This window comes from Candidatus Poriferisodalis sp. (assembly GCF_965262965.1).
GTDB lineage: Bacteria > Actinomycetota > Acidimicrobiia > Acidimicrobiales > Poriferisodalaceae > Poriferisodalis.
In genome coordinates this window covers 3,484,718-3,500,573 of sequence record NZ_OZ253573.1, presented here as the reverse complement: position 1 = coordinate 3,500,573, position 15,856 = coordinate 3,484,718, and the positions used below count along the sequence as shown (strand labels likewise).

The following is a 15,856-nucleotide window of genomic DNA, read 5'->3' as shown; positions in this document are numbered from 1 at the left end:
GCGCTGTAGAAGCTGGAGGAGCGGGTTAGCCGGCGAAGAAGCGCAGCATCCAGGTTGCTGCGAGCTCCTGATTGCAAGGGGTGGCCAGGCTGGCCTTCGCTTCGGCCACGGTTTCAGCGCCTAACAGCTCGGTGCGGCTCTCGTACAGCGGTCCGACGAACTCGGGCTGGAATTCCGGGTGGCCCTGCAAGCCAACCAGGTGCTCCCCCACCGCCAGCATCGCAATCGGGCAGCGATCTGCACCCGCGAGCACGACGCCGTCGGGTGGGAGCGACAGCACCTGGTCTTGATGGCTGTGAATGAGGCGGATCTCATCCGATGGCGGATCCATCCAGCTGCGGTGCTCATGGAGTTTCCAGACGTTCGCACCGACCGTCCAGCCGTGTGGCGCGCGTTGTACCGTTCCGCCGAGAGCGTGGGCGATCATCTGGTGACCGAAACAGACACCGAACATCTTTCGACGCTCAGCGTGCAACTGCCTCACGAAGTCGACGAACCGGGCAATCCACGGCACGTCGTCGTACACAGAAGCTCGCGTGCCCGTAGTCATCCAGCCGTCGTAGACGTCGAGGTCGTCTGGCCACTCGCCATCAGGAATGCTGAAGGTGTCCATCTGCACGTTCGGATCGACCCGCGCAATCACGCCGGCGAACATGTCGGAATAGGTACCGCAGATCGATCTCAATTCGGGAGCGGGATCGTCGCAGCGCAGCAAGCCCAATCGCAATGGCGGGGACACGTGCTCTGGCACCGAATGCTCAGCGGAACGACGAGACGAGCGCGTCGCTCGAACCCGTCCGCAGCGGCTCCAGCAGACCCCGTTCGCGCAGGATCGGCATGACGCCCTCGCCGAACCAGTAGGCCTCTTCGAGATGCGGGTAGCCCGAAAGGATGAACTCGTCAAAGCCAAGTGCGTGATACTCGGCGATGCGGTCGGCAACTTCGGCGTAGCTGCCCACAAGTGCGGTGCCAGCGCCTCCCCGAACCAACCCGATGCCCGCCCAGACATTGGGATGGATCTCGAGTCGGCCGCCCTGCTCTGAGTGCAGTTGCGCCATCCGGCGCTGGCCCTCGGACATGGTGGTGGCGAAGTCGGCTTGGGCCGAAGCGATCGCCTCGGGACTCATGTGGGCGAGCATGTCATCGGCCACGGCCCACGCATCGGCTGCATCAGGTCGGGTGATGACGTGAAACCGAATGCCGAATCGCAGGGTGCGTCCCTGTTCGGCCGCCAGCGCCCGCATGCGACCCAGTCGTTCGGTCACCATGTCCGGCGGTTCGCCCCAGGCGAGATACACGTCGACGTGGGAGGCGGCGATGCGCTCAGCGGCGGGCGAAGCTCCGCCGAAGTACACGGGCGGCACCGGATCGGGAACATCGCGGGTCGTTGCGCCGGCGACCTTGTAGAAGTCGCCGTCGAAGTCGAACGGGTCCCCGCTCCACGCCTCGCGCACGATCTGCAGGAACTCGCCCGTCCGGGCATAGCGAGTGTCCTTGTCGAGCCAGTCGCCGAAGCGATTCAGCTCGCGCGGCTCTGCTCCGGTCACGATGTTGAGCAGCAATCGGCCGCCGGTGAGCCGCTGGTAGGTGGAAGCCATCTGCGCGGCAAGCGTGGGCGAGAGGAACCCGGGCCTGAACGCCACCAGGAATTTGATGCGGCGCGTCAGCGGCGCCAGGGCGATGGTGGAGAGCCAGGCGTCCTCGCACATCGTCCCGCACGGCGTGAGCATCCCCTCGTAGCCGAGCTGATCGCACGCGGTCGCTATCTGCGCGAGATAGTCCATCGACGGCGACCGCCAATGCGCGCCCGGTTCATCGGGCAGCACGTCGCGCGAGTCGCCTCCGGTTGGCAAGAACCAGTGGACCTTCATCGGCCGACCACCTCTCTGACACCGCAGTGCCGCACACGGGGGACTACGAACGTCACCCCAAACCGGCGGTGACGATATCGGTTACGGTACCGCAAGTCCTTTGGGACTTTGCCGACAATGGCACCCGTCGTCGTCTTGATATCGGGTGCGCTCAGGGAGGAAAACAGCCCTATGGGGACCACAACGACACGCGGCCCGAGCCGCCATATCGGCCGGCTACTGGTCGCGTTGCTCGCGGTATTCGCGTTGATCGCAGCATCTTGCGCCAGCGACGATGACGCTCCGACGACCGATGGCACACAGACAACGGATTCAGACTCGGCAACTGAGACCGTCGGCGATGCGGACGACGAAATGGCCGACGACGACATGGCCGACGACGACATGGCTGCGGCCCACGGACCGTGCAACGACGGAGCGAATGTCGGCGGGACGCTCATTATCGGCACCACGCAGGTTCCGAGACATCTGAACGGAACGGTGCAATCGGGTTACGCGACCGCTGTGCCCGGCACGCAGCTCAATGCGAGCCCGCTGCTGTACGACGACGAGTACAACCCCATGCCCTACTTGGCGCAGAGCTGGGAGATCTCAGAGGACGGCCTCGCGGTGACGCTGCATCTCGTCGAAGATGCCGTCTTCCACGACGGCATGCCGATCACCTCGGCTGATGTGGCCTTCTCGATCCTGACCGTGCAGGCCAACCACCCGTTCAAGCCCATGTATGCACCGGTGACAAGCGTGGACACCCCCGATGCGCACACCGCCGTCATCAACCTCAGCCAGCCGCACCCGGCGATCCTGCTGGCGATGTCGCCCGGTCTGCTGCCGATCATCCCCAAGCACATCTTCGATGACGGCCAGGACCCCAAGACCCACCCGCGCAACACCGAGGACTTCGTGGGCTCGGGCCCGTTCCGCCTGGCCGACTACGAGCCGGGCACCATCATCCGGATGGAGCGTTTCGACGACTTCTTCATCGAGGGCACGCCGTGCCTCGACGAGATCGTGATGGAAATAACGCCCGATCCGACTGCCATCGTGCTGGGTCTCGAGAACGGCACCACCCACCTTGCGTCCACGCTGGGGCCGTCAGCCAACATCTTGCGCCTGATGGAAAACCCTGATGTCGAGGTCAGCTCCAAGGGTCACGAGGCCATCGGCCAGGTCCAGTGGATGGAAATGAACGTGAACGATCCGGCACTGTCGGACAAACGGGTGCGCCAGGCGATTGCGTACGCGATCGACCGGGACTTCCTCGCCGAGGTCATCGACCAGGGGCTCACGTTCCCCGCACCGACGGGCATCGTCGCCGCGAGCCCGTTCCACAACACCAACGTGAACCACTACGACAAGGACATCGACAAGGCGAAGGCACTGCTGGCCGAGGCCGGATACGGCCCTGGTGAGCTGCAGCTCACCATCGACTACATCCCGCCGACGCAGGTGATCTACGCGGAGTACGTGGTGCAGGCGCTTGAAGAGGCGGGCATCGAGACCGAGCTGAGCGTGTCGCCTGACTTCCCGACGTGGGCGCAGCGCGTGGCCGCAGGCGAGTTCCAGATGACCATCAACAATGTCTGGAACTGGGGCGATCCAGTGATCGGCGTGCACCGCACGTATCTCAGCGACAACCGGGTCGGCGTCATCTGGACGAACAACACCGGATACTCCAATGCCGATGTCGATCGTATCCTCGCCGCAGCCGGCCAGGAATTGGACGCCGACGCACGCGCGGCGCTCTACGCGGAGTTCCAAGACATCGTGGCAGAAGAGGTTCCGATCTACTTCTTGACCACTCCGCCGTTCTGGCAGGCGTACAACCCGTCCGTGATGAATCCGCCGACCAACAACGTCTGGGGGCAGATGTCCCCCATGCACACGGTCTGGTTGGACCAGTAGGCCCGCCGCTGCGCTCCAGGCTTGTGCTGGTGACGGCGACCGCGAGCGGCCGACCGGCGCGGCTCGGGGAGTCCGGCACGTACCAATGCTGAGATCGATCGCAGCCAGGATCGCCCAGGCGCTTGGGCTGATCCTGGCTGTGGTCGCGCTCAATTTCCTGCTCATCCACATCACGCCTGGCGATCCGGCCACGGTCATCGTGGGCGAGAGCGGGGCCGGCGATCCTGAGCTGCTAGAGGAGATCCGCGCCCGGTACGGACTCGACCGCCCCGTCATCGTGCAACTCGGCTCCTACATCGGCCGGGTAGCAACCGGCGACCTGGGCGAGTCGTACTTCTTCAATCAATCCGTCAGCTCGCTGATCGCCAATCGGTTGTGGCCGACGGTGCTGCTGGTCGGTACCGCACTGACCTTCGCCGTCGTCGCTGGAACGTTGGTGGGCGTGTTCACTGCTCGCCGTCCGGAGAGCGCGCTCAGTCACAGCGCCACCGTGCTGGCATTGGTGGGTTTCTCGATGCCGGTGTTCTGGACCGGCATCATGCTGGTGATCCTGTTCGCATCGGCATGGAATCTCCTGCCGGTGCAGGGATGGCACGACGTGAGCTACACCCCCGGTGTGGTGGGGAACATCGCGGACGTGGCCGAGCACTTGGTACTGCCGGCGCTGACGCTAGGCCTCATCTACCTAGCGCAGTACAGCCGACTGTCGCGGGCGTCGATGCTCGAAGTGCTCGAGTCGGACTACGTGCGAACTGCTCGGGCCAAGGGGCTAAGCGAGTCGAGCGTCGTGTACAAGCATGCGCTGCGCAATGCGATCATCCCCGTGGTGACCGTGGTCGGCTTGCAGTTCGGCGCACTGCTCTCGGGTGCGCTGCTGGTTGAGACGGTGTTCAACTGGCCAGGCCTCGGCCGGCTCGCGTTCGACTCGATCCTGCGGCGGGACACATCTGTCTTGCTGGGAGTGCTGCTCGTGTCGTCGGTCATGGTCATCGCCGCCAACCTGGCGACCGACTTGCTCTACACCGTCATCGATCCACGCATCCGACTTCGTGAGCGTTCCCGTGTCTGAGATGTCGACGCCGGCTGACCCCGCTGCACCGATGGCGCTCGAGATGGGAGCGGGTGCCGTCGCCCTGCCCGCTCGGGAGACGTTGCGGCTCTTCGTGCGGAACAAGGCGGCGGTTGCGGGAGTCGTGCTGCTCCTCGGCATGGTTTTCATGACGGTCGCGGGCCCGAGCTTGTACGACCAGGATCCCAAGGACATCATCGCGAGGCCGCTTCAGGCCCCTGGCGAGATAGCCGAGGCCCGTCTCGGCACCGACTACCTGGGTCGTGACGTGCTCGCAGGCGTGGTGTCCGGCGGCACCACCAGCTTGACGGTCGCCGCTATGGCAGCCGCAATGGTCGTCATCATCGGAGTGAGCATCGGAGCGTTCGCTGGCTACTACGGCGGATGGCTCGACAGCGCCCTCATGCGCTTCACCGAGTTCTTCCAGGTGCTGCCCGCATTGCTGTTCGCGATGGTGCTGGTCGCTTTGTTCAAGCCGTCGAAGTGGACCATCGCGTTCGCGATCGGCGTGGTCGCGTGGCCGGGCATCGCGCGAATCACCCGCGCCGAGTTCTTGCGGCTGCGGGACCTGGAATTCGTGCGCGCTGCCCGGGCACTCGGCGCGAACGACTGGCGCATCATGCGCCGGGTGGTCTTCCCCAATGCACTGCCGCCACTGATCGTCTCGGCAACCCTCATCATGGGCACGGCGATCCTGTTCGAAGCAGGTTTGGCATTCTTGGGTCTGGGCGATCCGAACAGCAGCAGCTGGGGACTCATGATCGGGTTGAACCGTGGCAACTTCCTCACTGCGTGGTGGTCTGTGACGTTTCCCGGCTTGGCAATCTTCGTCACAGTGCTGAGCTTCAGCCTCATCGGCGACGGCCTGCAGGACGCCTACAACCCCAAACTGCGGGGGCGCTGAGCCGTGAACGAGGTCCGTACGGCCCCCATGGCGACCGGTACCGCGAATGATGCGCCGAGGCTCTCGGTTCGGGGACTCACTGTCCGCTTCGACGCGTTCACCGCGGTGAACGATGTCGGGTTCGATCTCCACGGCGGCGGGACGCTCGCTGTGGTCGGCGAATCGGGTTCGGGCAAGTCGGTGACTGCTTTGTCGATCATGCGGCTCATCGAGATCGGGACGAGAGCCACCATCGACAGCGGGGAGGTGCTGTTCAGGCACGACGATGGACAGGTCGTCGATCTGCTGAAGCTCGCAGAGCAGCAGATGCGCTCCATCCGTGGAGACCGGATCTCGATGATCTTCCAGGAACCGCTGACGAGCCTCAACCCCGTCTACACCGTCGGCAGCCAGATCAGCGAGGCGTTGCGCCTCCACCGTGGCATGAATCGTGCCCAGGCCCGGCAGCGAACCCTCGAAATGCTCGATCGCGTCCGGATTCCCGACGCCACGCGCCGGATCGACCAGTACCCCCACGAGATGTCAGGCGGGATGCGCCAACGGGTGATGATCGCAATGGCGCTCGCATGCGATCCGGCAATCCTCATCGCCGACGAGCCGACAACAGCGCTCGATGTGACGATCCAGGCGCAGATCCTGGCGCTGATGGCAGAGATGCAGCGCGAGACAGGTGCCGCAGTGCTCATCATCACTCACGACATGGGTGTCGTCGCCGAGATCGCCGACGAGGTGGTCGTCATGCAAGCGTCGCGGGTAGTCGAAAGCGGTGAAGTCCACGATGTCTTCGAGCGGCCGCAGGAGATCTATACACGCTCCCTCCTCGCGGCGGTGCCGCGCCTTGGCTCAATGACCGGCGAGAGCGAGCCCCGTCGATTCGAATTGCTCGACACGGGCGAATTCGGCGACCCCGAACCAGTCGCTGCCGCGACGTCGGACCCGGTTGTGGACGCATGAGCACCCCGGCTCCCGCAACGCCGATCGTCGAAGTTGAGGCGCTGACCAAGCACTTCCCGGCTCCTGGCAAAGCGCGTGTCCATGCCGTCGAGCAAGTCAGCCTTCAGGTCGGCCGCGGCGAGACCCTGGCGATTGTGGGAGAAAGCGGCTGCGGAAAATCCACGCTTGCGTACCTCATCATCCGGCTGCTTGACCCCACGAGCGGCACGATCCGCCTCGACGGCACCGATATCACCGGTCTGGGGCCACGCGAGCTGCGCCCGCATCGGCGCAAGGTGCAGATCGTCTTCCAGGATCCGTTCGCCAGCCTGGACCCGCGTCGACCCATCGGCAAAGCCATCGGCGAGCCGCTTGAGATTCATCGGGCTGTGCCGCGCCGTAACATCGACGATGTCGTGGCGTCACTGCTTCGGCGCGTGGGGATGTCCCCCGACGACATGTCGCAGTACCCGCACCAGTTCTCGGGCGGTCAGCGCCAGCGGATCTGCATCGCCCGTGCGTTGGCGCTGCGACCTGAACTCGTGATCGCTGACGAGGCCGTCTCGGCACTGGACGTCTCGATTCAGGCCCAAGTCATCAACTTGATGATGGACCTGCAGGAAGAACTGGGCTTGTCATACCTGTTCATCAGCCACGACCTCGCCGTGGTCGAGCGCATCGCGCATCGGGTGGGCGTGATGTATCTCGGACAGATCGTTGAGCTCGGGTCACGGCAGGCGATCTTCGAGAATCCGACGCACTCGTACACCCAACGGCTGCTGGAGGCCGTGCCGATCGCCGATCCGCGCCAGCGCCGCGCTGATCGGTCGGTGCGCACCGACGAGATCCCGAGTCCGGTGTTCGAAGCCGGCACTGCACCCGAGCCAGTCGTGCTCACCGAGATCGAGCCCGGCCACTTCGTGGCGCAAGCCACGAACATTGAGCACTTCGTGGCGCAAGCCACGAACATTGAGCACTTCGTGGCGCAAGCCACGAACAACGAGCACAGCGTGGCACGAGAGGAAGACGACTGATGAACGCACTCGCGTCCGGAGACTCTGGCGCATTGGAACCGTTCGTGATCTACCCGGCCCGTCGGGTCATCACGATGAACCCTGCATTTCCAGACGGCGACGCTGTCGCGGTTTCGGGCGAGCGCATCCTGGGTGTGGGCAGCGCGCAGGATCTGGCGTCATGGGGCACGCATCGCGTCGACGATCGATTCTGCGAACACGTGCTCATGCCGGGATTCATTGAAGCGCACTGCCACGTCATGTCGGGCGGCCTGTGGAGCTTCACCTATGTGGGCTTCTTCGACCGGCGGGATCCGCAAGGCCGCCTGTGGCCAGGCTGCAAATCCATTGACGACGTGCTCGAACGCCTCCGACAGGCGCGTGCTGAACTCGATGCCGACACCGAGACATTCTTGGCCTGGGGCCTCGACCCCATCTACTTCACGGGCGAACGGTTGGTGGCACGGCATCTCGACACGGTGACCGGCGACGTGGCGACGCTGGTGCTGCACGCCAGTGGCCACCTGGCCACTGTCAACTCCGCCCTCATGGAGCGCTGTGGCATCGACGATTCCTCGACGAGCCCGGGCGTGGCCCGCGGCGGTGACGGACTTGCGAACGGAGAGCTGCACGAACCCGCGGGAATGATGCTGGCCGGTGAGGCGTTCGTCGAGATGATGGCCGCAAACCGGACCGAACAAGCCCGCTGGCGCTACGCCAACGAGGCTCGCAACGCCGGGCACACGCTGCTGACCGATCTCGGCACGACACAGCTGTGGGACCCAGATCAACTGGGCAACTGGCAGAAGGTGACCAGCGATCCCGAATACCCGGCGCGTGTGATGGTGGCACTGTCCAATTTCTTCGGGGCGCCCGCCGACACGGACGAGTTGGCTGAGCTGGGAGCACGTCTGAAGCAAGAGCAGACGTCGAAGCTGCGCTTTGGCATCGTCAAGCTGATCCTGGACGGCTCGATCCAGGGCTTCACAGCCCGGATCAGCTGGCCGCACTACTACAAGCCGCCTCCGGGACACGTCGGAAACGGGCAGTGGCTGACCCCGCCCGACCAGATGGCCGATCTGCTCGAGGCATACCACCGAGCAGGCCTGACGGTGCACTGCCACTGCAACGGCGACGAGGCCTCGGAGGTGTTCATCGACGCAGTCGAGCAGGTGCTCGAGCGCCATCCCCGCTGGGATCACCGTCACACGGTTCAGCACTGCCAGCTCACGACGCCTGCCCAATACCGCCGGATGGCAGCGCTCGGCATGTGCGCCAACATCTTCTCGAACCACATCTATTACTGGGGTGACCAGCACCGTGACGCGACCGTGGGGCCCGAGCGAGCGGCCCGCATGGATGCCTGCGGCACCGCTCTGGCTGAAGGAGTGAGCTTCTCGATCCACTCTGACTCGCCCATCACGCCGCTGGGACACCTGCACACCGCATGGTGCGCGGTCAATCGGGTGACGGCTTCGGGCGAGGTGCTCGGACCGCACGAGCGCATCGGGGTGCCAGAGGCGCTACGTGCGATCACCATCGAGGCGGCACGGCAGCTCAAGCTGGATTCAGAGGTCGGCAGCATCGAAGCCGGAAAGCTGGCCGACTTCGCAGTGCTCGAGGACGATCCGCTCAGTGTCGACCCCATGGCGCTGCGTGATATTGGCGTGTGGGGCACAGTGCTGGGCGGCGTGCCACAGCCGGCTCGAGTCAGCGCGGCCTAGCACGAGGCCGGGATGCTCGATCTGAGGCCAGGGTGATGAGCGAGAAGCGGATCGCAGTGACCGTCATCGGTGGCTACCTCGGCGCCGGCAAGACGACGCTGGTGAATCATGTGCTGCGGACGTCGGACGAGCGCATCGCAGTGATCGTCAACGACTTCGGCGAGATCTCGATCGACGAGGACCTCATCGCAGCAGCCGAGGGCGACAAGCTGACGCTCGCCAACGGCTGCATCTGCTGCAGCCTCGCCGACGGGTTTGCCGCGGCGCTGCAGACAGTCCGGTCAGCGGAAACGCCGCCCGAGCGATTGCTCATCGAGGCAAGCGGTGTCGCCGACCCTGCCCAGATCGCCGCCTATGGCCACACCCCCGGACTGAGGCTCGACGCCGTAGTGGTGATGGCAGACGCTGAGCAGGTGCGGCGGCAGGCCAATGACCGCTGGGTGGCCGACACCGTGCAGCAGCAGCTTGCTGCGGCTGACTTGCTGGTGCTCAACAAGGTCGACCTTCTGGCGAGCGCCGATGACGCCGACGAATTGTGCAACTGGCTGCGAGCTGTCGCCCCGGGAGCGGCCCTGGTGCGAGCACGACATGCAGCGGTGCCGACTGCAGTGTTGTTCGACACGTCAGCGGAAGCGCTCGAGGGGACGGATCCCGAGACTTCCATGCTGAAGGGGCCACGAGCACCCGGGGGTGCAGCCGTTGGCCACGCGCATGAGCACGCAGAGGACCTCTTCGAGTCGCAGACTGTCACGCTGCACGAACCCGTGCCCAGCGCTCGCATTCGCGATCTGCTGGACCAATTGCCCGACGGAGTCGCCCGCCTCAAGGGACTCGTGCGGGTTACTGATAGCGATGGCCCTCACGAAGCTGCAAGTGCTGTCGCCGATTGGGTGATCGAGGCCGTCGGCACCCGTACCTCGATGGCCCCTTACTTATTGGATTCGGGCGAGCCGCCCCGCCGCTGGGCAATCAGCGTCATTGCTCGCAAGGGCTCGCTGCCGCGCGACTGGCTTGGTGGGCAGATGGCGGGACACGATTGAAATTCGCGGCTAGGTGATCCAGGGTCGTTGCATGCCAAACTCGTCGGGCGCGCAGTCGGTGTCGCTGCTGCTGTCCCCGCGATTCCCAGCCCCGGAGTGCTGACATGGCCGTAACGATCCCCGAACCTGACCTCAACAATGTGTGGCGATTGGAGACGCCAGGCAATGATGGCTGGCTCCGGTCGGCTCGACCGGATGCTGAAGACAAGTTCTTCATGTGCTCGGCGGATGGCCACGTGCAGGAGCCGGTGACCTTCCTGCGCGACCGAATCGACCCCATGTACCACCACCGTCTGCCCACCGTCGCCATCAACAAGGTCACGAAGCCGCACGGTCGCACGGACGAAGATGCGAACGACACCGGTTCAACTGACGCCAGTTCGACCGGCGACGCGAAGCAGGACCCCCAGTTCTTCCAGACCGCAGAGGGCTTCCGGCCGGCCAAGCTGAACTGGACCAAGCCATTTGAGGGACACGAGAAGCTACGCAACCAGTCGGGTCGCGACCCCGAAGCACGCGTGCGTGACCTGGCACTGGACGGCTGCGACGCAGAGGTCCTGTTCCCGAACAAGGGCCTGACCATCTGGGCCACGCCCGACGCCGATTTCAGCCATGCGATGTGCCAGGCCTACAACGAGTGGGCCTGGGAGGAGTTCGCCGATTTCAACGATCGGCTCGCCCCGATGGCGTGCATTGCTCCCGCCGCGCTGGACAAGGCAATTGCCGAGATCCAGCGATGCGCGGCACTCGGATTCAAGGGCCTGAGCCTGCCAGCCAAGCCGGTCTTCGGCCCGCCCGATGTCGACGACCCCAACTACAACTTGCGTGAGTTCGAACCCCTGTGGGACTGCATCGACGATGTCGATCTGCCAGTCACGTTCCATGTCTCTACAGGTCGCGATCCGCGCACCGCTCGCAGTCAGGGAGGGGCCGTCATCAACTACGCCGTGCATTCGCTGGCGCCGACAATGGAACCGCTCGTCAACATCTGCGCCTCAGGCGTCGCAGAGCGGCACCCGAACCTGCGCTTCGGTGCCATCGAGGCCGGTATCGGCTGGGCGCCATGGATGCTGGGTGCCATGGACGAGGCGTATCTCAAGCACCACATGTGGGTCCGGCCAAAGCTCGAGCTGTTGCCCAGCGAGTACTACAAGCGCCAGGGCTTCGCGAGCTTCCAGGAGGACGCCGCCGGCCTCGATCTTGCCCGCGAGCACGGTCTGATCGACAACTTCCTGTGGGCGAACGACTTCCCGCACCACGAGGGCTCCTGGCCGTATTCCGCCCAAGCGATCGAGCGCACGATGAGCCACCTCGATGACGGTGAGCGGGCCAAGATCCTCGGCCTCAACTCCGCACGCATCTTCGGGTTCGAGATCCCCGAGCGCTACCTGCATCACCCCGACGCAGCCGCAGCCGCAGCCGCCGTCCAGCGCTGAGACCAGCCAGGCCGAATGCTTGGCGGATGGCCGGATTCCGGCGCGATGTAGGGTGGACTCAACCGGATCTGACCCGTTGAGGAGTCGAGATGTTCCGCAATGCTCTGAAGCACATCGGCAGCGCCGCGAAGAGCCTCAGCCACTTCCTTGCTGTGCTCGCGCATACGAAGAAGCAACCGCAGGCTCCGGATCCCCGCAAGGCGGCCGCGCGTCGCGTGCGGGAAGCAATGCACGCGACGCGCGGCAACACGGGCTTCAGCACCTCCGGCGCCAACGAGAAGATCTACGGCAAAGTCCTCTCAGACGGCCACAAGCAACAGCGCTAGAACTCAGCTGTTTCTGAACAAGAACCGATCTCGGCTCGATGCCGACGGCGGTATCAGGACCTCAGCGCGCCGTTGACGGCGTAGGGCACCGGGTCGCCGGCGAGCGCGAGGTTGATCTGCTCGGCAATCTGTATGCTGGCTCGATCCTGCGCTTCGGCAGTGCTGGCGCCCAAGTGCGGCGTCGCCACGACATCTGGCCGACCGAACAACGGCGACTCCGTCATCGGTTCGGTCTCATAGACATCGAGCGCGATGCCACCCAACCGGCCTGCGTCGAGTGCCGCGGCGGCAGCGGCCTCATCGAGAATGCCGCCCCGAGCGGTGTTCACGATCAAGGCGTGCGGGCGGCACTTGGCCAGGTTCTCGGCGCCCAGCAGCCCCGCCGTCTCGGGCGTTCGCGGCATATGCAACGTGATGATGTCCGAGCGCTCAAACAACTCTTCGAGAGTCACCATGTCGACCCCTGCCGCTCGAGCGGATTCCGGGCTCACATATGGGTCGTAGGCGATGAGCGCAACATCGAATGGGGCGATCCGCTGCGACACCAAGCGGCCGACGCGACCGAGACCCAGGATCCCGATCGTCTTGCGATAGATCTCCATGCCGCCCCAGCGGCTGCGTTCCCACCGGCCATTCGAGAGCGCTTGGTGAGCCTGCGGGATGTTCCGAGCCAGCGCCAGCATGAGTGCAACGGTCATCTCCGCAGCCGACACGACATTGCTCGACGGCGCATTGCAGACGAGCACACCGCGCTCGGTTGCAGCAGGGACGTCGACGTTGTCGAGGCCTACTCCGGCACGCCCCACGACGACGAGAGCATCACCTGCCGCGAGGAGGTCAGCATCTACCTGCGTTGCCGAGCGAACGACCAGCGCCTGCGCCCCGGCAATGGCGGCGCGCAGTTCGTCGGTGCTGAGCCCGGTGCGAACATCGACGGCGTGGCCGGCTCCACGCAGCATGTCCAGGCCAGCATCAGCCAGTTTCTCGGCGACCAGGACTCGTGCCATGTCACGCAACCAGATCTGCGATGCGGCTGATGCCTTCGGCCAGATCGTCGAGCCCCAAGGCGAAGGAGAACCGCGCGTAGCCGGGGGCACCGAACGCTTCGCCGGGCACGAATGCCACCTTGGCATGCTCAAGAACGGCTGCGGCCAAATCCAACGTGTTCGTGACCTCTGTGCCTCCGTAACGACGCCCGAGCAGCCCCTCCATGTTCGGGAACGCGTAGAACGCGCCTTCGGGTTCGGGACACTCCACGCCCTCAATGGCGTTGAGCGCATCGGTGATGCGCTGACGCCGCACATCAAACGCAGCCCTCATCTTGGCGACAGCGGTGAGATCGCCGGAGACGGCAGCCAAGGCGGCCGCCTGCGCCACGTTGCAGACGTTGGAGGTGGCGTGGCTCTGGAGGTTGGTGGCCGCAGCGATCACGTCAGCCGGCCCGGCCATCCATCCGACCCGCCAGCCCGTCATGGCGTAGGTCTTGGCCACGCCGTTGAGCACGACGCACCGGTCGGCGATCTCGGGGACCAGCACTGGCAGCGAGTGATGCTCTGCATCGCCGTAGATGAGGTGCTCATAGATCTCATCGGTGATTACCCACAATCCGTGCTCGATCGCCCACTCACCGATCGCAACAATCTCGTCACGGGGGTACACGGCGCCGGTCGGGTTCGACGGCGATACGAACAGCAGCGCCTTGGTGCGGTCGGTCCGCGCCGCCTCAAGCTGTTCGACGCTGACCCGGAAACCTGACTCGATGCCGGCGAACACGTCAACTGGGACGCCGCCGAAGACTCGGATCGCTTCGGGATACGTCGTCCAGTACGGCGCCGGCAGCAGTACCTCGTCACCCGGATCCACCAGCGCGGCCATGGTGTTGTAGACAGCCTGCTTGCCGCCATTGGTGACCAGGAATTGGCTGGCGTCCCAGTCGAGACCGCTGTCTCGCTTGGTCTTGGCGGCAAGGGCGGATTTGAGCGCGGGCTGACCGCCAGCCGGCGAGTAGCGGTGGTTCGCCGAGTCGCGGCACGCGGCTACCGCCGCGTCCACGATGTGTTCGGGCGTCGGGAAGTCAGGCTCGCCGGCGCCGAATCCGATCACGTTCTGGCCTGCAGCCCGAAGTGCCTTTGCCTTGGCGTCAACTGCCAGAGTCGCCGACGGGGCGATGCCTGCCAACGCTTTCGAAACCCGGTTGCCGCCCGATGCTCGGCTGGACCCTCGTGAGGTGGGCATGAGGCGACTCCTGTCCTGCTGGTGCTGTCTTGCTCGTTCGACTTCTCTGCGCAGCCGTGAGCGCCCGACAGTCTCGCCGCCGAGCCGCGCATTCCGACGCGCGTGGGCCGCGCCGCAAGCCCCACAGACCCACGTATCGGCAAATTGTCAAGAAAATGTGGTTGTCGGCAGTAGTGCCGGGCGCAATAGTGGCAGCCGATGTCTGTGTCTCCCTCGTCAATTTCGATTCCCGCAGAACTGCGGCCGGCAGATGGCCGCTTCGGCTCGGGACCGTCCAAGGTCCGTCCCGAAGCCGTCAAGGCACTCGCGGCGCGCGCGATCGACTACATGGGTACATCGCACCGCCGCAGCGGTGTGCGTTCAGTGGTGGGTCGGCTGCGGGCCGCAATGGCTGAGCTGTTCGGTCTCGGCGATGGATGGGAGGTGGTGCTGGGCAATGGCGGCAGCACGGGCTTCTGGGACGCCGCCGCCTTCTCGCTCATCGAGCGCCGGGCCCAACACCTGACCTTCGGCGAATTCTCCGAGAAATTCTCGGCCGTCACCGCTGCCGCACCGCATCTGGAGGATCCGTGGGTGATCACGTCGGCCTACGGCAGCCACCCCGTGCCGGAGTCAGCAAGCCCGGCTGAGATCGACACGTACGCGCTGACGCACAACGAGACCTCGACCGGCGTGGCGATGCCGCTCACGCAACCACAGCTGGGTCCGCCACGGCAGGGTGAGGCGCCGGCGCTCGTCATGGTCGATGCCACCTCTGCAGCCGGTGCGATGACGTGGGATCCAGCCGATGTCGACTGCTATTACTTCGCTCCGCAGAAGGCATTTGCCGCTGACGGCGGGCTGTGGATCGCGCTGTGCTCACCGGCTGCGATCGAACGGATCGAGCGGATCGACGCCTCCGGCCGGTACAAGCCCGCGACGCTCGACCTCGCTATTGCCGTCACGAACTCCCGCCAAGATCAGACCTACAACACGCCAGCGCTGGCCACGATCCTGCTGACGCTCGAAACCGCCGAGTGGATGCTCGACGGCGGCGGCCTCGGCTGGGCTGCGTCCCGCTCGGCGGCATCCAGCGGCGCCGTGTACAGCTGGGCCGCAGAACGTGACTTCGCCGCGCCGTTCGTCACCGATGCCGCGATGCGTTCCCCCGTCGTGTGCACCGTCGACTTCGAGGGTGTCAGTGCTGACGACATCGCTGCGACGCTTCGCGCCAATGACATCGTGGACACCGAGGGCTACCGCAAGCTCGGCCGCAACCAGCTGCGCATCGCCGCGTTTCCCGCGATCGAGCCCTCCGACGCCGAGGCCCTCACAGCCTGCATCGACTACGTCGTCGAGCGCTTGTAAGACCTTGAGCGCAGCGGAAAGGTCTGGCTGGATCCCGTCGGCTAGCGGGTGCCGAT

General features: G+C 65.1%; 12 protein-coding genes and 1 pseudogene. 9 read left to right on the top strand and 4 right to left on the bottom strand.

Translation table 11 applies throughout. From position 1 onward, the window contains the following. Positions 1–25: 25 nt before the first annotated feature. Together ACQY5K_RS16695 and ACQY5K_RS16690 are read right to left on the bottom strand one after the other, a co-directional pair. Positions 26–751 carry a glutamine amidotransferase-related protein gene (locus ACQY5K_RS16695; protein ID WP_428117605.1) on the bottom strand — a complete coding sequence of 242 codons (726 nt, stop codon included), beginning with the start codon at positions 749–751 and terminating at the stop codon, positions 26–28. A 7-nt stretch (positions 752–758) separates the two neighbouring features. Further along, on the bottom strand, positions 759–1,871 hold the full coding sequence (locus ACQY5K_RS16690; protein ID WP_428117603.1) for an LLM class flavin-dependent oxidoreductase: 1,113 nt from the start codon (positions 1,869–1,871) through the stop codon (positions 759–761). Between the two features lie 171 nt (positions 1,872–2,042). Between ACQY5K_RS16690 and ACQY5K_RS16685 the strand changes: the two genes are divergently transcribed. From ACQY5K_RS16685 to ACQY5K_RS16650, 8 genes and pseudogenes are all read left to right on the top strand, one after another. Beyond that, the gene (locus ACQY5K_RS16685) at positions 2,043–3,773 is read left to right on the top strand and encodes an ABC transporter substrate-binding protein (RefSeq protein WP_428117600.1); all 1,731 of its coding nucleotides are present in this window, start codon (positions 2,043–2,045) and stop codon (positions 3,771–3,773) included. Between the two features lie 85 nt (positions 3,774–3,858). Next, positions 3,859–4,842: an ABC transporter permease gene (locus tag ACQY5K_RS16680; RefSeq protein ID WP_428117598.1), complete on the top strand. Its 984-nt coding sequence runs from the start codon at positions 3,859–3,861 to the stop codon at positions 4,840–4,842. A gap of 1 nt (position 4,843) precedes the next feature. Further along, the gene (locus tag ACQY5K_RS16675) at positions 4,844–5,746 is read left to right on the top strand and encodes an ABC transporter permease (protein ID WP_428117595.1); all 903 of its coding nucleotides are present in this window, start codon (positions 4,844–4,846) and stop codon (positions 5,744–5,746) included. A 27-nt stretch (positions 5,747–5,773) separates the two neighbouring features. Further along, positions 5,774–7,608, top strand: a pseudogene (locus ACQY5K_RS16670) (dipeptide ABC transporter ATP-binding protein); the annotation flags it as partial. Positions 7,609–7,712: 104 nt separating this feature from the next. Then, a complete protein-coding gene (locus ACQY5K_RS16665; RefSeq protein ID WP_428117592.1) occupies positions 7,713–9,416 on the top strand; it encodes an amidohydrolase in 1,704 nt (567 codons plus the stop codon). A gap of 35 nt (positions 9,417–9,451) precedes the next feature. Continuing rightward, entirely contained in the window at positions 9,452–10,456 is a 1,005-nt protein-coding gene (locus ACQY5K_RS16660) for a CobW family GTP-binding protein (RefSeq protein WP_428117589.1), read from the top strand. A 104-nt stretch (positions 10,457–10,560) separates the two neighbouring features. Then, on the top strand, positions 10,561–11,892 hold the full coding sequence (locus ACQY5K_RS16655) for an amidohydrolase family protein (RefSeq protein WP_428117586.1): 1,332 nt from the start codon (positions 10,561–10,563) through the stop codon (positions 11,890–11,892). A gap of 89 nt (positions 11,893–11,981) precedes the next feature. Continuing rightward, positions 11,982–12,218, top strand: a complete 237-nt coding sequence (locus ACQY5K_RS16650) for a hypothetical protein (protein ID WP_428117583.1) — start codon at positions 11,982–11,984, stop codon at positions 12,216–12,218. Between the two features lie 53 nt (positions 12,219–12,271). Here ACQY5K_RS16650 and ACQY5K_RS16645 read toward each other — a convergent pair whose 3' ends face one another. Continuing rightward, positions 12,272–13,225 (bottom strand): hydroxyacid dehydrogenase, encoded by a 954-nt coding sequence (locus tag ACQY5K_RS16645; protein ID WP_428117581.1) that lies wholly within the window; start codon positions 13,223–13,225, stop codon positions 12,272–12,274. A 1-nt stretch (position 13,226) separates the two neighbouring features. Continuing rightward, a complete protein-coding gene (locus ACQY5K_RS16640; protein WP_428117578.1) occupies positions 13,227–14,453 on the bottom strand; it encodes a pyridoxal phosphate-dependent aminotransferase in 1,227 nt (408 codons plus the stop codon). A 198-nt stretch (positions 14,454–14,651) separates the two neighbouring features. On the opposite strand from ACQY5K_RS16640, the gene serC reads away from it, so the two are divergent. Beyond that, positions 14,652–15,800 (top strand): phosphoserine transaminase, encoded by a 1,149-nt coding sequence (gene serC, locus ACQY5K_RS16635; RefSeq protein WP_428117575.1) that lies wholly within the window; start codon positions 14,652–14,654, stop codon positions 15,798–15,800. The last annotated feature ends 56 nt before the right edge of the window (positions 15,801–15,856 follow it).